This is a genomic window from Ketobacter alkanivorans (assembly GCF_002863865.1).
Taxonomy (GTDB): domain Bacteria; phylum Pseudomonadota; class Gammaproteobacteria; order Pseudomonadales; family Ketobacteraceae; genus Ketobacter; species Ketobacter alkanivorans.
Genome location: NZ_CP022684.1, coordinates 2,553,113 through 2,578,312, shown reverse-complemented (window position 1 = coordinate 2,578,312; position 25,200 = coordinate 2,553,113). Strand labels below are relative to the sequence as shown.

Below are 25,200 nucleotides of genomic sequence, written 5' to 3'. Positions count from 1 at the left end.
TTGAATGGGCTGCACTTGTTTACCAATAGCTGTAAGTTAATTATTCTCGCTGCACCGGAACATACAACCTCAACTGCGCATCTACCTCACAGGCCACATAGTTTTCGGGGTATATTACCAGCTCGGGCGAAGGGGCATATTCGTATTTGGATTTCGGAAGCCAGCTTCCCCAAGTGTATTTCAGCGTTTTGTGCAAATCAGGGAGGGGGCCGTTATGAATATTTGTTTGAAGCAATGGCGTAGCGGGTGCTGCGGCCACCTCCGGGTAATTTGCGGATGCACTGTTTTGCCAACAGGTCCGCCAGTTCGCGAGTGGCAGTGGCTTTACTTACTTTGGCCAGGCTCATGTATTTGCGGGCGTTGATGCCTTCGTTGAATTCCTCGCCCTGACCATCGAGCAGGCGGTTGAGGACTTTGATCTGGCGTTCACTCAATACGGTTTGCGCATGTTGTTGCCAAAAGCGGGTTTTGTCGATCACCCGCTGAAAGCGGTGTTGCCCCTGCTGGATGGCGTCGATTAACACGGATAGAAACCAGCTGAGCCAGGGAGTGATGTCGATGCTGTTGGTATCAGAGTTGGTATCGGGGTTGCTGTCTGGGTAGCCCAGCTTTTGTGCCTGTTCCAGTTGTTGATAATACTCTTTGCGGCGGGCCATGATGGCGGCGCTCAAGGAGTAGAAGCGTATGCTGTTGTGTTCCACCTGGGCCAGGGCACGATCGGTGACGGCACGAGTGACTCGGCCGTTGCCGTCGTCGAAGGGGTGCAGGGTGATCAGCCAGAGATGGGCTATGCCTGCCCGCAGAATGCTGTCCAGGTCACCAGGAGGATGGTTAAACCAGTGGATAAAACGTTGCACTTGTTGTTCTAACCCTGATCTGGGTGGCGCTTCAAAATGAACGGTGGGTTTGTCGAGTCGCCCTGAGATGACTTGCATGGTGGCTTGGCTGCGCAGTTCACCAATCTTGAGTTGGGTAAGTGCGTATGCTTCAGGAACTGTGGGCGATTCAGGAAACAGGGCGGCTTGCCATTGGCACAGGGTATCCAGGCTGAGTGCTTGATCCGGCTGGCTGGTGGCTTCGATCAGTAGTTTAACCAGGCATTCAGTTTGGGGGGTACCATTGGCTTTGCTGTTCACAAAGCCTGCGTGCTCCAAACCTAAATGGCGCACCACCGAAGACCGCACCGAGGCCACATTGAGTATCTCGCCTTCGATCTCGCTGGTGCGTAGGGCGGTTTGCACCAAGGCATCCAGCTGGGCCGGGGCTTGGGTGGCTTCGGGCAATAATTCGGCCCTGCCAAGCAGGCGGCCCTGTTCTAGGCGAACGTTTTCCAAAGCATGGCGCAGGCTCTCCTTTTGCCAGGTGAAGGGCGGTGCGATGCCTTGATGCCATTGCGGGTGTTGCCAAATATAGTGGGGCATGAAAATCCGGTCTTCTACATATTGGTTATGGAGCCTGGGTCATGAGCCGGTTATCGAGCTTAATTGGCTCGTGCTATGAGCCGAATAATAGTAGCTATTCGGCTCATTGACCAGTGCCATCCGTCCAGAAAACCATCACCCGTACTTTGGGATCACCTCAACCAACCCCCAACAACCGTCCCTCCACCGCCGCCACTACACCAACTTAATGATGAATGCTGTTTACGCGATTATTGCTGGCTATCTGACTCCACCTTAGCCGGATCCCAATCCCGCAGCGTACGAATCTGAATCGCTTCAATACCGGCTCCAGATAAGGCATCCGAAATCACCACCACCTTGTCGTCCAGAGAAAACTCCTGACGACTCAGCATAATGCGCGCGGCGTTGGCCAGCGTTTTCTCCGGATCGGAGCTGAAATTGATGCGATAGCTGAGCACGTTGCGGGTTAACACCAGATGACGGCGGGTACGGCTGTCATTGGTGAATGCGCAAATGATCGGCTTGCGCGGGTGGCAGTTGGCCACCAAATTGGCCATCAGGCCTCGCCTGGTGGGAACCACAATGGCCGCAGCATGAATCGACTCCGCCAGTTTCACCGCGGCCAACGCGATTTCCTGTTTGTTATTGCCAAGCTGCAGTTTGTCGGTAAAGGCCAGCCCCGGACTGGGCTCGATGGTACGCGCAATGCGATCCAACACCTCCACGCACTTGAAGGGGTACTTGCCGATGGTGGTCTCACCGGAGAGCATAATGGCGTCCACTTCTTCGTACACCGCATTGGCGACATCGGTCACTTCCGCACGGGTGGGCATGGGGCTGGATATCATGGATTCCAGCATGTGCGTCGCCACAATGACACGCTTGCCTTGAACGGCGCAGGCGGCCACGATCTGCCGTTGCACCTGTGGCAGTAGTTCAAAATTGATTTCTACACCCAGATCACCCCGTGCCACCATAACCCCATCCGAGGCCGTGACAATGGCATCAAGATTGTTCACCCCTTCCTGGTCTTCGATCTTGGCGATGATTTTGATTTTGTCTGCCTTGCTGCCCAGCAGCTGCTTCAGTTCGGCAATATCATCGGCGCTGCGCACGAACGACAAAGCAATAAAATCCACTTCCTGCTCCACCGCAAAGGCGATATCGCGCCGATCCTTTTCTGTGATGGCGGGCAGGTTGACGCGAATGCCCGGCAGGTTAACGTGACGTTTACTCTTAAGCACACCGCCATCCACCACCCGGCACTGCATCACACGCTCTTCTTTGCTCAAGACTTCCAGGTTGATCAGGCCGTTATCCACGGTGATCTTGTCGCCAACACTCACGTCATGAATCAGATCCTCGTAATTGATCTGAATCGAGCTGGCTTCCACATCCTCCACTCCCCGTGCCACCACAGAGATCACGTCACCGGTCTTTAGATCCAGCTCATTGCTGAGATCGCCGGTGCGAATTTCCGGCCCCTGGGTATCGATCAGCACTGCGATGGGATGATGCAGCTTGCGGTTCAGGGTACGTACGGCCTTGATTACTTTGGCACAGGCCTCGTGCTCTCCGTGGGACATATTCAGGCGAACCACGTTCATTCCCGCCCGGGCCAATTGCTCCAGCGCCTCATAGGACGAGCTGACCGGGCCGATGGTGCAGATAATTTTGGTTTTACGCATAGAGATGAGATCCCTGGACTGATTTGCACTCATTATACCCGCGTAGAGCGCGACTGCGAGCGTGGTGGCTGTGCCGTATAGAATTTGGCCATGGTTTGTACTTGTGGGCTGGCGCCCCTCCAAAAATGCGAAATATTACCGAAACTCATTCGATTAATCGCTCGTATATGCAGGTAACAACCCTATACGAAAACCCATTACCCAATACGAGAGGTATTACCATGCACAGGCCACGAGTTGTTGTAGATGAAGCGATGAACAAAAGAATCAAAGGCTACTTTGCCAATGCACGGTCGAAAGACGAAGTTGTGTACGGTTTTATAGAGGGCTACCTTCTGGGCATACATAAGGGTCGATGGCTCCAGAACAGGGATAGTCGTGTTCCGCCTCAGCAATTCAAGAACGCGGTGAATATCGGTGCACTGATCGCCACAAACTCCTGCAGCGATAAGTGGGCAACGAAAATCGCGCTGGCGGATAATCCACTTTTTGCCCTGAATGGCCACGATGGTATCCCGTCCACTGCCACCGCAACGCACCTACTCAATCAGGTATATGAAGCAGCTGCCCGAAGCGTCGGTAGTATGATTGTGCCTGCTCCGCTTGCCGTTGCAGGTAAGATCGAGGCCGCAGGCGCATCGGAAGCCCGGTTACTGAGCCTGCAAGCCATAGCGAAAAAGAACAGAAACACCGGCACCATAGCAGACTGGCTAAACGTAGTGATTCAGATGGCGAAACGTAAGCGTAATGTGAGAGGGGTCCAGATGGCGAGCAATGTGGTTGGTTGCGTCATCCCCGGCGTAGCTACCCTGGCAAAGCCAGTGGTAATGTATCTGCAGTCGGGCAAGGCCAGTTTCGAATTCACGGTTATGGCAACCGCCATAGAGCTGCACTGGCGGGCATACGTGGAGCAACGCCTGGGCGCCGAGGGGCCAGCATCGCGCATATTATACGAGTTGTTTCGATACCGGGGGGCAAAACAGTTAATAAGTGAAAGTCAGATTAAGGCGTTTATAAAAGAGCCGGCGGGCTGGCTTCCTATCAAGGATGCGCTGCTGTCGCTTTAGATTTAACTCGCATAGATCATTATTTCGCCAGTCAGGAGGGGTTCTTAGACACGCTGTTTTTCTAGGGTCTGAAATCGGGCTCGTGGTGTGCAATGTGGGCAAACGTTTGATCTGGGTCGGGTATCGCCCCTTTTTTAGGCTTTTTCAGCGGTCGGTAACTGGTACCATCCATAAGACACTGAAAAAGCCGACTGGCGAGCCTGAAACCAGACAATGATGAACAAAAATCCCACAGCGGAGCAGACAGACGCACCACCAAGGGTGGTGTTCCAAACCGTCAACATTACCAAAACCTACCAGATGGGCGAGGTGCAGGTGCATGCGCTGCGTGGTGTGGATCTGGAACTGTATGAAGGTGAGTTTGTGGTGATGTTGGGGCCATCCGGCAGTGGTAAGTCGACCCTGCTCAATATTCTCGGTGGTCTGGATGCGCCCAGCAGCGGTACGGTGCACTATGAGGATCACGACCTCAGCACCTTTAAAGATTCAGTGCTGACCCGCTATCGCCGCGACCACGTTGGCTTTGTGTTTCAATTCTACAATCTTATTCCCAGTCTCACCGCGCGCGAGAATGTGGCCCTGGTTACCGAAATATCGGCACACCCGCTGGCGCCGGATGAGGCCTTGAAGCTGGTGCAGCTGGATGAGCGCATGGATCACTTTCCGGCGCAGTTATCCGGCGGTGAACAACAGCGGGTGGCCATTGCCCGGGCGATTGCCAAACGCCCCAATGTGTTGTTATGCGATGAACCCACCGGAGCGCTGGATATCAAGACGGGTATCGTGGTGCTGGAGGCGCTGGCCAAGGTAAACAGGGAGTTGGGCACCACCACGGTAGTGATCACGCACAATGTCGCCATTGCCGAAATGGCCGATCGGGTGTTCAACCTGAGTGACGGTAAGATTGCCAATGTTAAGGTCAACACTCACAAGAAATCACCCAACGAGTTGAGCTGGTAGCGGCCATGAGAGCGCTTGATCGCAAGTTGTGGCGTGATCTGTGGAGCCTGCGGGGGCAATCCCTGGCGATCATTGCGGTAATGGCCAGTGGCGTCGCCTGTTTCATCATGTTCATGAGCACCCTCGATTCCCTGCTGCAAAGTCGTGATCGCTATTACAGCGAAAACCGTTTCGCAGAGATTTTCGTACCCATAAAACGCGCACCCGAAACCATCGCCCAACGTATTGCTGAAATCAACGGTGTCAGTAAAGTGGATACTCGGGTGGTGGCACCGGTGGTTGTGGATATGGAGGGTTTTCATGAACCTATTATCGGCACCATTACCTCCATCCCCGACAGCGGCGAACCCAAACTGAACCGGCTGTACCTGCGCGCGGGACGCTTGATCGAACCCGGTCGCAACGATGAAGTGCTCATCAGCGAGGCGTTTGCCGAAGCGCACCAGTTGAATCCGGGCGATACTCTGCACGTCATCATCAACGGCAAGCGCGAGCAGCTTCGCATCGTCGGCAGCGGTGGCTCACCGGAATACGTGCATCAGGTGCCGCCCGGTGGAGCGTTTCCCGATTACGAGCGCTACGCCATCCTATGGATGGGCCGCACGCCGCTGTCCCGCGCTTACGATATGAATGGCGCATTCAATAATCTGGTGCTGACACTGACGCGCGATGCCGACCAGCAGGCGATCATGGATCAGATCGAGGCCATCCTCAAACCCTATGGGGGTGTGGGCGCCATCGCCCGCAAAGATCAATCCTCAAATTACATACTGGCGCAGGAGCTCGCCCAGCTGGAAAGTTTGTCGGGTATTTTCCCGATCATTTTTCTCGGTGTAGCGGCGTTTTTGCTGAATGTGGTGGTTACCCGTCTGGTGGGAACCCAGCGCGAGCAGGTTGCGGCACTGAAAGCTTTCGGTTATTCAAATTTTACGATTGCGTTGCACTATCTGCAGATGATTATGATGATTGTGCTGGCAGGTATTCTCATCGGTGTCCCGGTGGGTGTCTCCCTTGGCCACATGTTGAGTGAGATTTATGTGGAATATTTCCGTCTGCCCTTTCTGGAATTCGTACTGGAGCCGCTGCGGGTTATCCAGGTGTCCCTGATTACCATTATCGCCGGGCTGTTGGGCACGTTGGCAGCGGTGCGTTCTGCCGTTCGCTTGAAGCCTGCCGAAGCCATGCGGCCGGAAGCCCCTGCTGTCTATCGCATGTCGCTGTTGGAAAAAATCGGCCTGCAGCGTCTGTTCTCAGCCCCGACTCGCATGATTCTGCGCAACCTCGGCCATAAGCCGGTGAAATCTTTGCTGTCGATACTGGGAATCGCGCTGGCTATAGGCATTCTGATGACGGGTCAGTTCCAGCAGGACAGCACCTACTACATGATGTACGTGCGCTACGATTTGTCACAGCGTGATGATCTCACTGTAGTATTCAATGAACCGAAATCACACCGCGCCCTTGCCGAACTGGTCAGCCTGCCGGGGGTGGAATCCGGCGAGCCATTTCGCATGGTGCCGGTGCGCTTGCGTTTCGAACACCGCAACTACCGTACGATGATCTGGGCAATGGAGCCCGACTCCGAAATCAGGCGCTTGGTGGATAACGATCTTCATATCGTCAAACCACCACCGGAGGGCATCATCCTCAATGAATATCTTGCTAACAATATTCTCAAGGTGAAGACTGGTGATCAGGTAATCGTTGAAACCCTGGATGGGCGCATGCGCAAAGCGTCGCTGCCAGTGGTGGGGTTGATCCAGCAGGATTTTGGTGTGACGGCCTACATGAGCCTGAGCGCGCTCAATCGTTTGATGCAGGAAGGTGAGCTGATCTCAGGCGCGAGCCTCTATATCGATGAGTATTATGCCAATGAGATCTACCGGGAAATCAAGGATCGCCCTGCGATAGCTGGTTCGCTGATTCGCAAGCAGGAAATCCGAAACTTTCACCACACCATGGACCAGACCATGTTGTTCTGGACATCGGTAGCGACCATATTCGCCGTCATTATTGCTGTGGGTGTGGTGTATAACAGTGCGCGGATCATACTCACCGAGCGCAGTAGCGAGTTGGCGAGCCTGCGGGTGTTGGGATACACCCGTGGTGAGATCTCTTATATTTTGCTGGGTGAACTGGCACTGATCACTCTGATTGCGCTTCCCATTGGGCTCGCGTTCGGGCGTGGTCTGTGTGGTTATATTGCCTGGGCTGTTAACAACGACATGTATCGCGTTCCCTTGATTGTTGAACCGTCTACGTACGCCTTTGCGGCCCTGTGCGTGCTGCTTGCGGCCGGTGCGTCGGGCCTGCTGGTGCGGCGAAGATTGGATAAACTTGACCTGATTGAAGTATTGAAGACGAAGGAATAATGATGACTTCACATATGACCTCTCGTATGACAGTGCAATGGAAAAGACATATCACCTGGATCATTATGTTGGTGCTGATTGTAGCGGCATTGGGCTATGGTTTTCGGCCCCAGCCCCGGCAGGTGGATACCGCCACCGCGACGCGCGCGCCCATGCGGGTCACCATCGAGGAAGAAGGCAAAAGCCGCGTGATAGATCGCTACGTTATCACCGCGCAAGTCGCGGGCACCACCTGCCGTATTGACCTCAATGTGGGTGATGCCGTTAAAAAACGTCAGGTGCTGGTAAACATCAGTCCGTTGCAGTCGCAAGCACTTGACCCTCGAACCTATGCTCAGGCGCAGGCGAAAGTGGCCGCAGCCAAAGCGGCCCTGAGTGCGGCCGAACAGAATGTGGATGCAGCACGAGCCGACGCAGATTTTGCCACCAATGAGGTGCAACGATTGGCACCGCTGGCAGAAAAAGGCCACGTGTCTGTTGGCCAGCTAGACCAGGCACAGGCAGTGAAACGCAGCGCCATCGCTGCGTTACGTTCAGCGGTGTTTGCGGTGGATGTGGCAAAGTACGAACTGGAAGCCGCACAAACAGCGTTGCAATACAGCGGGGATCAAGTGGCGGATACGGCTGATATCATTCCGGTACGCGCGCCCATTGACGGTAGAATCCTAAAACTCCAGCACGAGTGTGAGGGTGTGGTCGCGCCCGGCACGCCGCTGCTGGAGATTGGCGATACCCGTTCATTGGAGATCGCCACGGATGTGCTGTCTGCCGACGCGGTAAAAATCAAACCGGGTATGCCGGTTCTCTACGAACGCTGGGGAGGTGAACTGCCTTTGGAGGGGGAGGTATTACGCGTAGAGCCGGTGGGCTTTACCAAGGTGTCGGCATTGGGAGTTGAAGAGCAGCGGGTGTTGGTTATTTCCGGGATCACTTCTGCGCCTGAACAATGGCAAACCCTGGGCGACGGATACCGTGTTGAATCGCGTTTTATCCTTTGGCAACAAGCCGATGTGCTGCAGGTCCCCCTGAGCGCATTGTTTCGTTCCGGTAACCAGTGGGCGCTCTTTGTAATTAACGATAACCGGGCCGAACGGCGTGTGGTGAAAGTGGGCCAGCGTAACGGTCTGTCAGCGCAGATTCTGGAAGGTTTACAAGAGGATGAGGCCGTGATTACCCATCCGGACGATACCATTGAGGATGGTGTCAGGGTTAAGAGCCGGTAAGTTTTAACATTCCTTTGAACGCGCCTGCCGCAACGGCGGCGCATCTCTGACGCCTGTCTGAAAAGGGGCGATGTGGAACTTTGTCACATTTGCGCCCACCACTATGCTACTTACGTTTGCCTGCGCCCTGCCTACAATGGCCTCATCATAAAACGACCTCTCAGGAATTTATCATGGGTAAAGGAATGCAACTTAAAACCTCTTTAACGTTATCCGCCTCATTGGCGGCTTGCGCGCTTTTGTTCAGCGGTAGTGCTTTCTCACGGGGCGATGCCTATGTGGAAAAGCGTTTTGAAAGTGATGAAACTCGCGTTGAATATTTGATTCGTGTTCCCGAAGCGCAGGCTAAAGATGAAAGTATTTTTAAAGATGCCTATGAGTTGGTGGATGAATCAGAATCCATGTTGATCGGCTTACAAAAACGCACGGGTGAGCGCCTGGTGGGTCTGCCGCCGGTGCGTATTGACTGGTTACGCAAAGGCCGCACCATAAACAAAGGTGACCCGGAGCAGCCCGAAGCCAAACCCGATAGCAGCTTTAGCCGTGTTGATGGTTACAGCGAGTACGCGCCGGACGACGTGCCAACAGTGGACAGCTTTTCCGCCTATAAACCCGAAACGCGCAATGAATTTAATTTCTTTATGCCAGTGGAAATTCGTGAGTTGACCTTCCGCGCCGCCGTGAATGAAAAACAAAACGAAAGCTTTGTTGGCGAGCGTAAGGATGAAACCACCGAGCGGGTAGAAGCAGTCGATCCGCGCCAGTTCTATCCCATGGGCTGGAGCTTTAATGATGACAACCGTATGCGATTGGGTACACTTAATACCGAAATTAACACTTGGCCCTGGCGTACTATTGCCAATTTTGATTACGGCGGTACCAACAGTGGCTGCTCCGGTACCTTAATTGGCCCTCGCCACATCGTGACAGCGGCGCACTGTATTAACACCTCGGCCACCGATAACTTTTTTGCCTTAACCGCCCGTGTAGGCCGCAATGGCAGTGACTGGATCGCTTCCTCCACCATGCCCGGCTGCCCAAACTCCAGCACCGAAGATTGTCCAAGCATCGGCAAAACATACTGGTATTTTACCCCCAGCAAATGGCGTCAAAGCAGTGTGAGCAATCGTGAACAATACGACTTCGGTATTATTGTTGTACCCGACCGCCTGGGTAATAACGTGGGCTGGATGGGCTACTGGTATGCGCCGATGGCGTCACTCAACACCGTATCCAAGTTCAGCCGTGGCTACCCCTCCTGTAACGCCGGCCCCGCCAATAACCCGCGTATTGACGATCCGGCGGACCCGGCCAAGTGCCCAACCTGTACAACGGATTTAACAGTATGCAGCCCCTTCCATTTGTACGGCGATGCTGCAACCTGCTCGGTAGGGAATGGCACCAACCTGGATGGCGACGGCTACAACCGTAACTTCAGAATGTCCTGCGATGGTTCAGCGGGCATGAGCGGTTCGCCCCTGTATTTATACGGCAACGGTAATGTTGGCTATGACGGCTCGGTTTATTACACCGCACACGATATTCAATCCACCTGCGGCGGCACCGCCGGTGCCTCCTCCTGTGCAAATGTGAGTCGGGCAGACCGAATGGTGCGCTTAACGCCACAATACGCCAGCTGGATTTCATTCTTCCGCTCTACGTTCCCCTAACCACAGTGAATACGGCTGGTATTTCAAATACAATTGAAATACCAGCCAGTTCTATTATGCGCCTGATAAATTGTCTCTTGTTTATAGTGCTCTATCTGGTATCCAACGTTCAGCAGGTCAAAGCGGAACACCGTTTCGATAGTAACGCCATCGTGGCCATTAAAATCACCGGCCAGCAGGATTTTTGCAGCGGTGTGGTTGTGGGTGCTAACGAAGTGTTAACCGCAACGCACTGTGTTTATAGTTTGAAAGCTCAAACTTACTACCCCACCAACATCATTAAAATCGGTATGGGTAATAATATCTCAACTAACGATTTTCAGTGGTTCAATGTCACGGGCATATCATCCACGCCTACTGCTACTATCAAAACCGTAAACGACTTTCTTGGCAACGATGTCGTGCGTTTAACCACAGCTGACCTACTATCCGTTACACCGGTTTCCATTGCCTCTGATATCGACTCTAACCAAGCGCTCATTGCCTGGGGTTTCGGTGAAGACGAATGGGGCTACTACGGTATAAAAAAATCACGCCAACTGGAAAACCCAACGCCCGAAGATGACCTCATCGCATTTTCCGCTGGCGCTTGTCGTGGTGATTCAGGCGGGCCGGTTCTGAACGCGAAGAATCAAATCGTCGGCATTATCAGTGTGAGTGAGGTTCGGCATTGCGTAGAGACCGGAAAGAGATTCGCTCAACGGATCGGCGCTATACCGTAGCCTTAAGAATGGCGCTGGCGCCAGCGCCTTGAATGATGCTGTGTTCGCAACCCTCTAACCCGAAACAGGCCATGGGTGTAAGATGGGTGCCCTCCAATGCGCGATAAACCACTTCGATACAATCCAGCCGGTCGGAACTAAAGAAGTCGAAATTGAAGTTATAGAGTTTGCCGACAGGATAGTCAATTATATTGCCTAGTTTGGTGTTTGTAATACATATAAGTCTTTCGATAGATTGAAGACAACCCGACACGGTGTGTATACCTGATGCCTTATTAACGTCTTGATCTGTAAATGAAATTAATAATTCAGTAAACTGCCCGGTCATGAAATTAAGTAAATAACATATTAAGAGCCAATCAATCATAGTTTGGTATTCTGTGGCTTAGGAAAACAACAGGTGTAACCGGATGTCAGAAAACAAATCAAAAATCATATATACGCTCACCGATGAAGCGCCCGCTTTGGCAACCTACTCATTGCTGCCAATCGTTAATCACTTCACCAGCGCAGCGGATATAGAGGTCGAAACCAGTGATTTATCGCTAGCGGGACGAATCCTTGCGAGTTTTCCTGAGCGTCTAACGGATGACCAAAAGGTGACTGATACACTCAAGGAAATGGGTGAACTCACTCAGGAGCCGACCGCCAATATCATTAAGCTACCCAATATCAGTGCTTCCATCCCACAGCTGGCAGCTGCGATTGCTGAGCTACAGGAGAAGGGTTATGACATACCCGATTATCCTAACGATCCACTGAATCCAGAAGAAGTAGATATAAAAGAGCGCTATGCCAAGGTGTTGGGTAGCGCAGTGAATCCTGTTCTACGAGAGGGTAACTCTGATCGAAGAGCGCCGGCAGCGGTGAAGCGATATGCCCGCAATAATCCGCACTGGATGGGCAAATGGAGCCAGGCTTCCAGAACCCATGTTGCTCATATGCGCGCGGGTGATTTTTACAATAGCGATATCTCAACCACACTAAAAAAAGCCGATACGCTGCGCATAGAACTGGTTGACGAAAGTGGAAAAGTCTCTGTTCTGAAAGAGGTTAAAGTACAGGATAAGGAAATTGTCAGTGCTCAGTTTATGAGTACTAAAGCGCTGTGCAAATTCCTCAATGAAGAAATGGACGGAGCCCGTAATGCAGGCCTGCTCTTTTCGTTGCACCTGAAAGCAACCATGATGAAGGTTTCCGATCCTATCGTTTTTGGTCACGCTGTTAGAGTGTACTTTAAGGATGCGTTTGAGAAACACGCCGACACCCTGGAAGAACTCGGTGTTGAGCCTAACGACGGTTTGGGCAGCGTGCTTCGAGCAGTCGACAATCTGCCATACTCAAAACGGTCTGATATAGAGTACGACTTTCGCAAGTGCTACGAAAAACGCCCCATGATGGCCATGGTAGATTCCGACAAAGGCATAACCAATTTGCATGTGCCAAGCGATATCATTGTTGATGCATCGATGCCCGCGATGATTCGAAATGGCGGAAAAATGTGGAGTGCCGATGGTAAGCTGCAGGATACCAAAGCCATTATCCCCGACACCTGTTACGCAACCATCTACCAGGAAGTGATCAACTTCTGCAAGCACCATGATAATTTTGATCCACGAACCATGGGCACCGTTCCTAACGTTGGTTTGATGGCGCAAAAGGCAGAAGAATACGGCTCTCATGATAAAACCGTTGAATTACCCTGTAACGGCACCATGCGCATCGTTAACTCGGCTGGAGAGGTGCTGTTGCAGCATGAAAATCTTGAAGCCGGTGATGTATGGCGTATGTTCCAAGCCAAGGATGCCCCGATCCAGGACTGGGTGAAATTAGCCGTTACCCGAGCGCGCGCCAGCAAGATGCCTGCCGTTTTTTGGTTGGATGAATATCGTGGCCACGATAGAGAGATGATCAAAAAAGTAGAACACTACCTGCAGTATCATGACACCGAAGGTTTGAAGATCAGGGTTTTGAATCCCGATATGGCCATGCGCTATACCTTGGAAAGACTGTTGCGCGGCAAAGATACGATCTCAGTTACCGGCAATGTGTTGCGCGATTATCTGACCGATCTGTTCCCCATTCTAGAGCTGGGCACCAGTGCCAAAATGCTGTCTATTGTTCCGCTTATGAATGGCGGTGGCTTGTTTGAAACTGGCGCAGGCGGATCAGCGCCAAAACATGTGCAACAGTTTGTAGAAGAAAACCACTTGCGCTGGGATTCGCTGGGAGAGTTTCTGGCGCTTGCAGTCTCGATCGAAGAGGTTGCGAAAAAATCAAATAATCCTAAAGCTCAAATACTGGCGACAGCGCTGGATGATGCAATCGAGAAGTTATTAGAAAACGGTAAATCGCCTTCAAGAACAGTCAACGAGTTGGATAATCGAGGCACCCATTTTTATCTCGCAAAGTATTGGGCAGAAGCATTGTCAGTACAGTCCCATGATGCTGAGTTAAAAACGCATTTCACAAAATTGGCCAAGGCGTTGGCAGATAATGAAGAAGCAATCGTTACTGAGTTAACGAATTGTCAGGGCGTCTCGGTGGATATGGGCGGTTACTATCTGCCAGAATTGGAGAAGGTCGAGAAGTTAATGCGGCCCAGTGAGACGTTGAATGCGCTCATAGGTGGCTAGAAACGCCACTCGCGGTGTGATCGGCGTAGCAGTTTCACCTGTCCGGGTAAGCTGCTACGCCCACGCAACCAGTCAGCTCTTCCACCAAAAAATCAAACACAGCCCGCACTCGTTTATTCATGCGTAATTCTCGGTGGGATACCAGCCACATTTCACCTTTGTAAAAGGATCGATCGGCGATGACTCTGGTCACGTCGGGTTCTGCGTCACCGATGTCGGTGGGCATGACGCCAATGCCCAGCCCCTGCTTGGTCAGTTCCCAATGCACCAGGTGACTGTCTGCGTTAACGCTAAATTGTTGCTCTGTGATGGTGAGCCCATGTTCATTCAGTGCGTTGATGTAGTTGTGGTTATTGCCACTGTTAAAGCCAATAAACTGAGCCTGGGCCAGGGATGCCACTGAAATGGGTTGTGGCAATGAGTGCAGGTAGTCGGGGGTGGCGTAGAGTGAGGCGGCAATATCCGTCAGCTTTCGGGCGATCAATTCCGCTTGAGTGGGGCGGTATGACCGAATGGCGATGTCCGCCTCGCGGCGTTTCAGATCGCTGGTTGCATTAGAGGCGATCAGCTCAACTACAATGCCTGGGTAGCGTTGCTTCAGTTTACCGATCAAAGCAGGCAATACCATCATCGCCATGACTTCTGTGGCGGAAATGCAAATTCGTCCTGCAATGGAATCCGATTGGCCCGACGCGACCAATGATAGCTCCATGGCGGCATCCCCCATGGCCCGCACGTATTCCACCAACTGTACGCCACCGGGCGTCAACTGCATGCCTTGGCCGTTGCGCTCGAACAGCGCTATGCCCAATTTATGCTCCAATGCGGATACCTGGCGGCTCAGGGTGGGCTGTGACATGCCAAGGGCTTGTGCGGCGGCAGTGAGTGAGCCTTCCTCCACCGTAACCAGAAAGGCTCGGGCGTGATTCCAGTCGAAGGTGAGGGTGCGCCAATCCATTGGGTGTCCTGGGGTGATTGAATAGGTATTTAAATATGAATAGTAAAGATGCGATTTTGGTAATACTAGCGATAAATATGCATGGGTAGAATGCCTGCAATCTTAAGTCATAGAAGGCTCAACCTAAGATGGACCATTCAATCGCCTATTGGAATCGGATCGCGGAACGCTACGCCAGGCAGCCCGTCACCAACGAAGCGGATTATCAACACAAGCTGGAAATCACTCAACGTTACTTGAAACCCCACATGCGGGTGCTGGAGTTTGGGTGTGGCACTGGTTCAACCGCCCTGATTCATGCTCCGTTGGTGCGTCAGTACACGGCCATTGATCTGGCACCTGCCATGATCGCTATTGCCAATCGTAAGCAGGCCAGTGCGGGGCCGGATAATCTGCATTTTCAGGTGGGGGCACTGGAGGATTTTAAAGCACAAAGCCAGGGCTATGATGCCGTATTAGGGTTGAATGTGCTGCATTTGCTGGAGGATAAGGATGCTGCCATTACGCAGGTGTATGATCTGTTAAAACCCGATGGCGTGTTTGTCAGCAGTACCGCCTGTTTGCAGCAGGGCCTCAATCCGTATCGCTTTATTGCGCCGTTTACCAAATTGTTCAAACTCCCTACGGTGAAAGTATTCAAGCGCAAGGCTTTGGAAGCCAGTTTGGAGAAAGCCGGGTTTCGGATTGAGCATCGATGGGTGCCGCAAGGGAATCGGTTAGTGTATTTTTTGGTGGCGGTGAAAGTGGCGATGCATTCTGGCCCGTATATACAAGAGTTGTCATGATCTTGGTGCAAGAATGGCCGAGCATACGATCTCTTACATAACATTCGAAGGATTGAATATGAATACCTATTTCAACGGGCTTATCTCTAAAGGGCTTATTGTGTTTTCGGTTGTGCTGATCAGTGCTTGCGGCGCGAAGGAGGCAGAGCTGAACGTCAACATCATTGGAGAGGGGTCAGTCACCGCACCGTCTGGCGTGGACTGCTCGGAATCCTGTGTGGCAATGGTGCGACTTAACCCACCCACTATCGGCAACAAAATCGTAAAAATCACAGCAACACCGGCACCTGGATATGAATTTCTGGGTTGGAATAATCAGTACTGCACTCCAGACGAAGTGTGCAATATGAAGTTCAGCGGCTTATGTGTCGATCAGCTTTTCTGCAGTACTGGGACAATGTACTCGGGGCAAAGGGTTGAAGCGATATTTGTGGATTCCTCTTTGTTGGTGGACAGCGGTTGGAGTGAGCAATCCATCTGCGCCGTGTTAGGCGATGATGAGGTGCAGTGCTGGTCTGCCCGTATTGATGAAGTGGAACAAGTGCCCGCGTTGAATAATCCTCAAAAAGTTGCGGTGGGCGGTTATTCTGCCTGTGCGTTGGTTGATGAAGGAGTAAGCTGTTGGGGCAGGTCCAATTTCCTGCCTACTGGCGCACCACAGCTTTACCCTCCGTTGGATATGGAAATGTTAAGTAGTCAGATCTGTGTGCTGGATCAGGAAGGTGTGAAATGCTGGGGCAGAAACGGGTTAATAGACACGCCAGAATTCACTGATCCAACCAACCTGCGCAAGCGACATGTCGAAGATCCTGACTCCATTCGTGATGTGTTCTGTGTGGATGATGTGGGTGTTGAGGTATGTTGGTAGTGGGCAGCTCGTGATCGCCCAGTCGAATAGCAACTGCTAACGTCACCGTTAATATAATTTCATTTAGCCGGGTAACGGTCGGTTCTACAATCTCGATCCCTTTCCAACTGGATTAGTGTGTGTCGAAAGCGTCCGTTTCCAGCGTCTCGCCTTGCCTGAGTTGCGGCGCCTGCTGCAGTTTCTTTCGCGTATCATTCTATTGGGGTGAGGCCGAAAGCGCTGGTGGTCAGGTGCCGGATATTCTTACCGCCAAGGTGAATGATGTTTACAGCTGTATGCAAGGTACAGATCGTCAGCACAGCCGTTGTGTGGCGCTGTTGGGTGAGGTGGGCAGTCAGGTGCGTTGCAGTATCTACCAGAACAGATCCTCCACCTGTCGGGAGTTTGAATGCCATAGTGAAACCCTGGCAGGCAACCCGGACTGTAATCGGGCCAGAGCACATCATGGTTTAGCTGCGCTGCCTGACCTTATACCGGAAAGGCTGGACCCCGTCGGTTAAGCTGCTTTCGTGATTGGTCTGTGCGGACAGAGCTGGCATAATGCTTGAGTCCGCAAATCCACCATTCCCGAGGGCCTCAATGCAACCGCAATTCAAACCTAAAAACCCTAACTTCTCTTCCGGCCCTTGCGCCAAACGCCCTGGCTACGACGTTTCCACGTTAGATGTGTCCACTCTGGGGCGCTCCCACCGCTCAGCTATTGGTAAATCTGCCCTGCAGCGCTGCTGCGATGAAACCGCCGAACTGCTGGGCCTGCCCGAAGGCTACCGCGTTGGGGTGGTGCCTGCCTCGGATACCGGCGCGGTGGAAATGGCCCTGTGGTCGTTGCTGGGTCCGCGCCCGGTGGATGTAATGCACTGGGAATCTTTTGGCTCTGGCTGGCACACAGATATCGTCAAACAGTTGAAACTGGATTCGGTGCGCTCACTGTTGGCGGACTATGGTCAGTTGCCGCCTCTGGCCGAGGTGAATTTTGATCACGATGTGGTGTTCACCTGGAATGGCACCACCTCTGGCGTGAAAGTGCCGGATGGTGACTGGATTCCCGCCGACCGTAATGGGTTGACCATCTGCGATGCCACCTCTGCCGTGTTTGCCATGGATCTGCCCTGGGACAAGCTCGATGTGGTGACCTATTCGTGGCAGAAAGTGCTGGGGGGTGAAGGTGCCCACGGTATGTTGATTCTAAGCCCACGGGCCGTACAACGCTTGGAAAGCTATACCCCCAGTTGGCCCATGCCCAAGATCTTCCGTATGACCAAGGGTGGCAAATTGATCGAAGGTATTTTCCGTGGTGAAACCATCAATACACCGTCCATGTTGTGTGTTGCCGACTACCTTGATGCACTGGCCTGGGTGCGAGGCTTGGGTGGTGTGCCTGCGGCGATTGAACGCTCACAAGCCAATTTAGCCGTACTGGAAAACTTCGTTGCACAACACGATTGGATCGATTTCTTGGCGCAGAATCCACAAGAGCGATCCAACACCAGTATTTGCCTCACCTTGAAGACCGATAAAGACCAAACCAAAAAGTTCATTAAATTGCTGTCAGATGAAGGCGTTGCCTACGACATTGGTGCTTACCGCGATGCGCCCGATGGCATTCGTATCTGGGGTGGCGCCACAGTGGAAACCGCCGATCTGGAAGCGCTTATGCCCTGGTTGGAATGGGCCTACCAGCAGGTGACCGCGTAAAGCCTGAAAATCTAATAATCATAAAATTAACGCTAAGCCTTAAAACGGATTACAAAGGGAATGAGCCATGTTTAAAGTTAAAACGTTCAATCAGATTTCGGTAAAAGGCCTGGAGCGATTTCCACGGGCAGAATATGAAGTAGGCAGTGATATTAATCATCCAGAAGGTATCCTGTTGCGCAGTCATAAACTGCATAATGAAGTACTGCCCGAATCGGTGTTGTGTGTAGCGCGCGCCGGTGCCGGTGTGAATAACATTCCACTAGAAGATTACACCAAACGGGGCATTGTGGTGTTCAATACACCCGGTGCCAACGCCAACGCCGTGAAAGAGCTGGTACTGGCTGGCCTGTTGCTGGGATCGCGAGGTGTGCTTACCGGTATAGAATATGTGCAAAGCCTGACGCACCTGAAAGACGCCGCTGAAATGGGAAAATTGCTGGAGGCAGAGAAGAAACGCTTTGCTGGCAAAGAACTCTATGGCAGTACTTTAGGTGTGGTGGGTCTAGGAGCCATTGGTTCCATGGTGGCTGAGATGGCACTGGCACTGGGCATGAAAGTAGTGGGCTATGATCCGGCCCTGTCGGTGGAGGCCGCCTGGCGATTGCCCAGCCGTGTAGAGCGCATGGAAAACCTGCAATCCCTGCTTTCCCGCGCGGATTACGTCACCCTGCACGTACCAGCGCTGGAAGCCACCACCGGCCTGATCAACCATGACACACTGAAATCCATAAAACCCGGTGCGCGCCTGCTGAACTTTGCCCGTGACGCCATAGTTGATTCCACTTCAGTCGTGGAAAGCCTGAACGCCGACCAAGGCCTGGGCATGTATATCTGTGATTTCCCTGAACCGCAATTGCTGGAACGTAAAGATGTTATTGCCATGCCACACATTGGTGCCAGCACGGCAGAAGCAGAAGAAAACTGCGCCATCATGGCAGCAGATCAGCTCATGGAGTTTCTCCAGAACGGCAACATCAAAAACTCCGTTAATTTCCCCGCTGTTAATATGCCACGGGCCGAAGGCTGCTGTCGTATCACCTTCAGCAACGACAACGTATCCGGCGTATTGGGTAACGTGCTGTCTATCTTTACGGACAATAACGTGAACGTGGTGGATATGATGAACAAAAGTCGTGGTGATGTGGCTTATAACATATTGGATGTGGAAGCGATGCCCAACGATACCATCATTGATCAGCTGCGGCAGGTGGAGCACGTGATTAATGTCAGGGTGTTGGCAGAGGCATAACGGTTCAGTCACTTTTTAAAAGTAAGCGGGCGCAGGATAGCGTGCCCGCTTAAGGTTCTGTCGTGTTTTAAATCGTAAACGGCAGTGTCAGCCAAATGTTCAATTCCATCTCGTCTGGGTTAATACTCACGGCCTGCACAGTGGCGTGAGATGCCATGTAATCAATTATCGCCTGCAGCGGATCTTCGGGATCTTCTTCAAAATCGCTTAAAAATTCCAATCCAAATTGGGTAAGTGCATCGGCGTTATCTATTTGATCCTGAATAGCGGCTTGAAAGGTCGCCAGGGTTTGATCACTGAAGGCGTCACGCAGGGCGTTGGCGATGCTGGTTTTGGTATCTATATTCGAATCCTGATTGGCATCGATGGCCAGGAAGATGATCGTCACAATGGGGCCAAGTGCCAGTCCGACACCAGGGATAAAAAACGCCAGTACCGAGGCAATGATGAAACCCGCGTTGGAATGATTCTGATCTGTGACCTGTGATTGAACGCCCATGATTTCAGAGAGATCGCGCACCCAGTTGGGAGCATATTGTGATGGCAGATAACGTACTTCTGAAGTGAAAGTGATAGTGCTGTCAAACCACAGGAAGGTGTCTGGTGCGAGGATCTCGCCCTGAATTTCCACGAATCCATCTTTGAAGTCGGAGGTAATGCTTTCCAGGGTTTTGTCTCCTTCTACGACCGTTCCGGCTTGTTCCTCTACCCGATCTCGAAAGTCGCTGTCCTCTAACGCGAAGGACTGGTTCACCAGTATGGGCCGATATTCCAGCTCTGGGAGAGTGTAGGTCTGGATGGGAATGAGTCCGGAGCGATGAAAGACTTCCTCAGAATCGCTGAATGCAGCCACTAATGCGAACTGTTCGAAATCGTTGGTGATGTGCTCTAGTATGAACTCACCGTTGGCATCGGTTTGCACCATCTGTACAGGCACAACATAGTCGGTGCTGGCACCGGAAAACTTGCCGTACACAATTACATCAATGGGGTCAGTGATGTTGGGGGGTGTCAGGCTGGCGGCATCAGGGTCTATCAAACGGAACGAGCCGCGAATGGTGCGATGATCGGTGCCGCCGCTAAGGGCTATTGCGCTTACCACCAGGTCAGAAAACTTATCCTGACCAAAACCCGCGATGTTGGAGTCAAATGGCACTACATCACCTACGATCTGCGATAGCCCGGTCCATCCTCCTGCGGGTCTGGCATCAAGGATACGTTGTGCGGTGGGGTGATCAATACCATAGCCGGGATGGGTCACGGCGTAGCCAAACCCCGGCCGGTCTTGAATAACGTCGAAGTCTTGCGGCGTATCAAAGCTGTTCAACAATGCAATGACTTTGCCCTCGACGGAGGTGCCGACGACGGAACGTGGATGGATGAAGTAGCGCCTGTCCATGGTGATGCCTCGGTGTGTTATATGGGTCACTTACTATCATGAACCGGGTACAGCCAAAGCATTAATGAGATATTTACATTTAAGGTGACTATTAATTACGGTCTTTTACGTAAGCTAAGATTCAACCACACGTCAGTCATGGCCCAAATGTACTATTTTTCTGCAGCATTCGGCTTCTATACTCCAGCATCAAGCATCGTATAAAAATAAAGTATCAAGGAGGATACACCATGAGATTGCTGACGTTTTTCATCCCCGTTTTATTTTTGATAACAGGTTGTGACAACAACCCTGATCTTAACAATACTCCCTTACAGACTGCCGAGTGGACGCTGGAAGGCGAGGAGCAACCCTATCTGTTTACGAGCACATCCCTCGATTTGAAGTACCTGCCCACGGGCTCGCTGGTGTACGCGTACTTGAGCTACGATGATCAGCGCCAACGCAGGTTAGGCATTTGGAGTGTCGACACAGACGGTCAAACGCTTCATTTCACGGCTTATACCGATCCTTTCATAGGGGTACCGGTTACTGGCGATACCCAGCCTTTGGTTAGGAAAATAAACACGCAAGAAAGGCTGCTGGCCTTTGCTGATAATGAATTGTTGCTGATCGGATACAACGGCAGCTTTTATCATTTGGATCAAGTGGGTGCTCTGCAGAACGAATTCACATGGCAGGATATTGGCTATCAGCAGTTGACGTTGTTGGCCCATGACGAGCAGCGTGTGTGCTTGGTGGGGCGTAACGATGTGGGTGCCGCTCTGTTGTGTATGGCTCCTGATGGTACCCTGCTATGGCAGGTACCGTTAGCGATTACGTTTGACAATATAGCCCGCCCCAACCTAATTGGCGCATTGCAATCGGATGGCACTCTAGTAACAGCGCAACTGAGTGACAATACACTGGATCTGACCGGTTATGATAGCAGCGGTACTGAGCTGTGGGCTCAACAACAGGCGTTGGACGTGATGCCAACCCGCATTTTATCGTCAATGATAGAGGCCGATTCTCATTTGGTGCTGGGGATGCTGGTGCGTGCGGAAGACGGCGCTGACGGATTTGATGTGGTGCAGTTCAGCAGCGAAGGCTTGTTCGAGACTGAATTTACGTTGCCGGTATCAGAGCTGAATGGTAACAACAGACGCTTGCGATTGTTGCCCTATAATAACGCAGGCTACTTGCTGTTGACCCAGCGAGAGCGTACCGATGTGCATTTTGGAAAAAATGTAGCCGACTTGCAAATGACTGCATTCAGTGGAGAGGCGGTGTGGAAAAAATCGATCAATCTGGACTCATTGGGTACCGAGCGAACACATTTAGCTTCATTGCAAATTGAAGTGAATGATGGTGTGATCAGTGTGCTGCAGAACCAGCAAAGCGTACTGATATATACACCGGTGGTGATCCCGGTGGGCGTGGCGCGGATGGTGGACAACCTGTTAATCACCGAGCTTGATGGTCGGGGCCAATTGCTGAACGAAAGCGTGATTGGCCGCTTGCGGTATATGGTGGAGTACGAAGGTGGAATTTATCAATTCAATCAACACGGTTTTTATCCTCTGGTGATGGCCACCAATGGAGCCGATTACTTTGTTGCTGGTGCGCAGACTAAGCCACCGGCAGAAGGGCCTGCTATTTACAATTCAAACCACCAGTTAGGAAAATTCACGCTGACGCAGTGATCAGCAGGTGAAACAGCCAGAATATTGATCGTTTGATGACCAATGTTCTGGCTGTTTCTGATAAATCTTTATTGCGCTGCGGTAATTCCTTAGGATAAAACATCAAATCAGGCCGGGGTTCATCGGCTGGTTTTGTCTTTCGTCTATTGGGGGTGAATATGACGTCGTTGCTGGGGATATGCATTTTTCTGGGGCTAAGCATTCTGTGCTTGGTTTTTCTGTATGTATTCTTGATGTTGCTGCGTGGATGCTTCCATATTTTCATTCCTAAAAGCTGGGGCGATGGAATCAAAGGACGCCCCTTTGTATTGTCGCTAGGAATAACCGCTGTGTTATTTTCAGATACGACGAATCAGGTTATCAGGGGCGCATCCAATATCTTTTTGGAATCCATGCGCGCGTTTGGCGATTCGGTTTCACGAACTCTCAGTCTGTTAATGATAGATCCAACCGCACTAGATGATGTAGAGGTGTTGCGTCAGGATTTCACGGGGGTGTATTCCACAGTCATTAATCAGTCGTTGGGATTGATTTACAGCGTCTCGTTTCCCGCTTTGCTTGCTGCGTTTGCCGTGTTTGTGTTGCTTGCTAACGCGCTGAGTGCGCAGGCTAATGGAGGGGACAGCTCGCAATTAGTGCGGGTCATCAACTGGTATAAAGCACTCGATCCAATGCGTCGTTCCAGGCTGACTCTGGGCATGGCCGTGTTGCTTGGGGCGTATCTCAGTATTGCTGCAGTGCTGTCGATTCCTTGGCTCTATGATATTGATGAACCGAACCCCCAGGAGGAGGGCTTGTTACGAGTGCGGCTGGATTCTACTGCCATGCCCAAAGACGATTGGGAGGAGCAATGGAACAAGGATCTTTTTGAGCCGGAATTTCTGCAACCGATCACACAGGCGCTTGATGCGGTTGCTGTTGGAAAGCAATCCAATACCGCGGCTACTGCTGAGCTGGCGGCCGCCACTACGACTCAGCAAGTGGGTGCGGATATTACGTTAGTAACCCAGGATTATGTGAAAAATGTAAAACAACGAATATCGAGCCTTGAATCAAACTGGACAAGTTTGAAAGATGAGGCATCGAAACGGCGCAAGAGAACGCTGGAGTCCGCCATATCTGCGTATAAAAGCTATCGGGATAAAAATCTTTCCGATCGGGAACGGCAAAAATTTCAGGATGATCTGGTAAACTGGTATAGCAATCAGGTTCAAAATATTGATAAACGAATGTCGTATTTCTTAAGCGGTGTGCGTTGGGAGAAAGCGGAGCTGCGGCGCTGGGCAGTGGAAGCGGGCAACAGTTTGCGACGTGGTAATTCTCCCAGGTCACCCTACATAGATGAAGATTACGACGTGGGCGACGCCATGCTGGATTACAGTGAGCCGCCCAGCCCACGTAACCCCAGCAACATTGGTATTTTCGGCATATCGGCCCAATGGCTGATTGACACCCGTTCTTACACGATTGCGCTGTTGTTTGGGATGATTGGTTTTGGGTTGGTGGGCTCGGCGGTTAGCCGTTCTTTATCACCGTTGCAAAAGGATGCGTCAATCGTATCGTCTCGCGGCACCTTTGATGTAATGTTGGTGGGGGTGTCTGCATCCATCATTATTTTTCTTGCCTCGCAAGGTGGTCTGGCGATTTTTGCCAGCGGTGAAACCCAACCCAATGGCTACATACTGTTTCTGGCGGCGTTATTGGGCGCAGCATACGGAGACAGGGTATGGGAGGCTGCACGGGAACGATTCTTTGAACAGCTTAAAGGGCAGGATTCAACGCCCAGAGATAAAGCAGATAGCTCTAAAAAAGCAGACGATTCCCCTGAGGCACAAGGCTAGTTGGGATATTCTTTGGCTTTGTTCATTTCATATTGCAGCGCAGCACCGGCAACCGTACCGCTGTTGCCAGTGGCCAGCCAGCGCTTAACGCGACCGGCATCGCCTATGGGCGTGTGTTTACCAAAGGCATCCAATAGCACCATGGCCACTTCGCGGCCTTCAAATTTACTCAGCAAAACCAGGCAGCGCCCGGCTTCGGTGATGTAGCCGGTTTTGCTGAGTTCTATGTCCCAGCTTTGACGATGCACCAAGCGGTTGGTATTGCCATAGCCCAGAGAATAGCGGGGTTTGCGAAAGTAGGCGGTGTAACGGGGGGTGGTGGAATACTCGCGAATATTGCCATAGCGAGATACAGCCTGCACAAGTTTCACAAGATCGGCCGCCGTGGACACATTGCCCACTGATAGGCCACTGGCATCCACGAAATGAGTATTATTCATACCAAGGGCCTTGGCTGTTGAATTCATCTTGTCAACGAAGGCTGTGACGCCACCGGGGTAGCTGGCCGCAAGCGTATAGGCAGCCAGGTTTTCTGAGGACATTAAAGCGAGTCTAAGTAAATCACGCCGTTTGAGTTGCGATCCAATTCGGATACGGGAGTAGGCATTCTTACTGGTTTCCCTGTCCGGGGTTGGAATCACGACCCATTCCTCCAGATCCTGTGGGCCTTGCATCACAATCAGAGCCGTCATCAATTTGGTAATCGACGCGATGGGTGTGATCCAATCAGAGTGCTTGGAATACAGCGTTTCGCCGTTTTCAAGTTCAACAATGGCGGCTTTGACGGCACCTAATTGAATGCCGGAACGGTTCCGCTGTGGATCTAGAGAGGATTCAGTGGCATAGGCGCCCAATAATGTACCGGATAGGGCGTACAGCATGATTACAAAGCAAGCTGAATACGTTGTTTTATACACAAGCATAACGGGCCAAGATTGATTGCGAAGTGGACAGTTTAACGTATAAGGCAGCATTG

20 protein-coding genes are annotated in these 25,200 nt (G+C 51.9%); 14 read left to right on the top strand and 6 right to left on the bottom strand.

Annotated elements, in window-relative coordinates; translation table 11 throughout:
• Positions 1-40 precede the first annotated feature (40 nt).
• The 3 genes from Kalk_RS21780 to pyk all read right to left on the bottom strand — a co-directional run bounded on the left by Kalk_RS21780 (position 41) and on the right by pyk (position 3,091).
• Positions 41-259: a GyrI-like domain-containing protein gene (locus Kalk_RS21780; protein ID WP_407656761.1), complete on the bottom strand. Its 219-nt coding sequence runs from the start codon at positions 257-259 to the stop codon at positions 41-43.
• Positions 213-1,421 carry a Fic family protein gene (locus Kalk_RS11080; RefSeq protein ID WP_101894310.1) on the bottom strand — a complete coding sequence of 403 codons (1,209 nt, stop codon included), beginning with the start codon at positions 1,419-1,421 and terminating at the stop codon, positions 213-215. Before Kalk_RS11080 ends, Kalk_RS21780 begins: the two co-directional genes overlap by 47 nt.
• A gap of 230 nt (positions 1,422-1,651) precedes the next feature.
• Entirely contained in the window at positions 1,652-3,091 is a 1,440-nt protein-coding gene (gene pyk, locus Kalk_RS11075; RefSeq protein ID WP_101894309.1) for a pyruvate kinase, read from the bottom strand.
• Positions 3,092-3,312: 221 nt separating this feature from the next.
• On the opposite strand from pyk, the gene Kalk_RS11070 reads away from it, so the two are divergent.
• The 7 genes from Kalk_RS11070 (at position 3,313) to Kalk_RS11035 (ending at position 13,741) form a co-directional block, all read left to right on the top strand.
• Positions 3,313-4,158, top strand: a complete 846-nt coding sequence (locus Kalk_RS11070) for a hypothetical protein (RefSeq protein WP_101894308.1) — start codon at positions 3,313-3,315, stop codon at positions 4,156-4,158.
• Positions 4,159-4,371: 213 nt separating this feature from the next.
• A complete protein-coding gene (locus tag Kalk_RS11065; RefSeq protein ID WP_233716616.1) occupies positions 4,372-5,118 on the top strand; it encodes an ABC transporter ATP-binding protein in 747 nt (248 codons plus the stop codon).
• A 5-nt stretch (positions 5,119-5,123) separates the two neighbouring features.
• Entirely contained in the window at positions 5,124-7,490 is a 2,367-nt protein-coding gene (locus tag Kalk_RS11060; protein WP_101894307.1) for an ABC transporter permease, read from the top strand.
• Complete coding sequence (locus tag Kalk_RS11055) at positions 7,490-8,713, top strand: efflux RND transporter periplasmic adaptor subunit (RefSeq protein ID WP_199767893.1); 1,224 nt, start codon at positions 7,490-7,492, stop codon at positions 8,711-8,713. The genes Kalk_RS11060 and Kalk_RS11055 overlap by 1 nt, the downstream gene beginning before the upstream one ends.
• A gap of 173 nt (positions 8,714-8,886) precedes the next feature.
• A complete protein-coding gene (locus Kalk_RS11050; protein WP_101894306.1) occupies positions 8,887-10,383 on the top strand; it encodes a trypsin-like serine peptidase in 1,497 nt (498 codons plus the stop codon).
• Positions 10,384-10,439: 56 nt separating this feature from the next.
• Positions 10,440-11,105, top strand: a complete 666-nt coding sequence (locus tag Kalk_RS11045) for a trypsin-like serine peptidase (protein WP_101894305.1) — start codon at positions 10,440-10,442, stop codon at positions 11,103-11,105.
• A 410-nt stretch (positions 11,106-11,515) separates the two neighbouring features.
• Entirely contained in the window at positions 11,516-13,741 is a 2,226-nt protein-coding gene (locus Kalk_RS11035) for an NADP-dependent isocitrate dehydrogenase (protein WP_101894303.1), read from the top strand.
• 34 nt (positions 13,742-13,775) lie between these two features.
• Here Kalk_RS11035 and Kalk_RS11030 read toward each other — a convergent pair whose 3' ends face one another.
• On the bottom strand, positions 13,776-14,699 hold the full coding sequence (locus tag Kalk_RS11030) for a LysR family transcriptional regulator (RefSeq protein WP_101894302.1): 924 nt from the start codon (positions 14,697-14,699) through the stop codon (positions 13,776-13,778).
• Positions 14,700-14,827: 128 nt separating this feature from the next.
• Between Kalk_RS11030 and Kalk_RS11025 the strand changes: the two genes are divergently transcribed.
• From Kalk_RS11025 to Kalk_RS11005, 5 genes are all read left to right on the top strand, one after another.
• A complete protein-coding gene (locus Kalk_RS11025; RefSeq protein WP_101894301.1) occupies positions 14,828-15,484 on the top strand; it encodes a class I SAM-dependent methyltransferase in 657 nt (218 codons plus the stop codon).
• A gap of 58 nt (positions 15,485-15,542) precedes the next feature.
• The gene (locus Kalk_RS11020) at positions 15,543-16,352 is read left to right on the top strand and encodes a hypothetical protein (RefSeq protein WP_101894300.1); all 810 of its coding nucleotides are present in this window, start codon (positions 15,543-15,545) and stop codon (positions 16,350-16,352) included.
• A gap of 119 nt (positions 16,353-16,471) precedes the next feature.
• Positions 16,472-16,852 (top strand): YkgJ family cysteine cluster protein, encoded by a 381-nt coding sequence (locus tag Kalk_RS11015; RefSeq protein WP_101894299.1) that lies wholly within the window; start codon positions 16,472-16,474, stop codon positions 16,850-16,852.
• 79 nt (positions 16,853-16,931) lie between these two features.
• Positions 16,932-18,047 carry a phosphoserine transaminase gene (locus tag Kalk_RS11010; protein WP_101894298.1) on the top strand — a complete coding sequence of 372 codons (1,116 nt, stop codon included), beginning with the start codon at positions 16,932-16,934 and terminating at the stop codon, positions 18,045-18,047.
• A 67-nt stretch (positions 18,048-18,114) separates the two neighbouring features.
• Positions 18,115-19,299: a phosphoglycerate dehydrogenase gene (locus tag Kalk_RS11005; RefSeq protein WP_101894297.1), complete on the top strand. Its 1,185-nt coding sequence runs from the start codon at positions 18,115-18,117 to the stop codon at positions 19,297-19,299.
• A 67-nt stretch (positions 19,300-19,366) separates the two neighbouring features.
• On the opposite strand, the gene Kalk_RS11000 is transcribed toward Kalk_RS11005, so the two are convergent.
• Positions 19,367-20,698: a hypothetical protein gene (locus Kalk_RS11000; protein WP_101894296.1), complete on the bottom strand. Its 1,332-nt coding sequence runs from the start codon at positions 20,696-20,698 to the stop codon at positions 19,367-19,369.
• Between the two features lie 230 nt (positions 20,699-20,928).
• Here Kalk_RS11000 and Kalk_RS10995 point away from each other — a divergent pair, with 230 nt between their 5' ends.
• The gene (locus tag Kalk_RS10995) at positions 20,929-22,383 is read left to right on the top strand and encodes a hypothetical protein (protein ID WP_101894295.1); all 1,455 of its coding nucleotides are present in this window, start codon (positions 20,929-20,931) and stop codon (positions 22,381-22,383) included.
• Between the two features lie 158 nt (positions 22,384-22,541).
• Complete coding sequence (locus Kalk_RS10990; protein ID WP_101894294.1) at positions 22,542-24,224, top strand: hypothetical protein; 1,683 nt, start codon at positions 22,542-22,544, stop codon at positions 24,222-24,224.
• Here Kalk_RS10990 and pbpG read toward each other — a convergent pair.
• Positions 24,221-25,105 carry a D-alanyl-D-alanine endopeptidase gene (gene pbpG / locus Kalk_RS10985; protein WP_101894293.1) on the bottom strand — a complete coding sequence of 295 codons (885 nt, stop codon included), beginning with the start codon at positions 25,103-25,105 and terminating at the stop codon, positions 24,221-24,223. The two genes, Kalk_RS10990 and pbpG, sit on opposite strands and share 4 nt — an antisense overlap.
• Positions 25,106-25,200 lie beyond the last annotated feature (95 nt).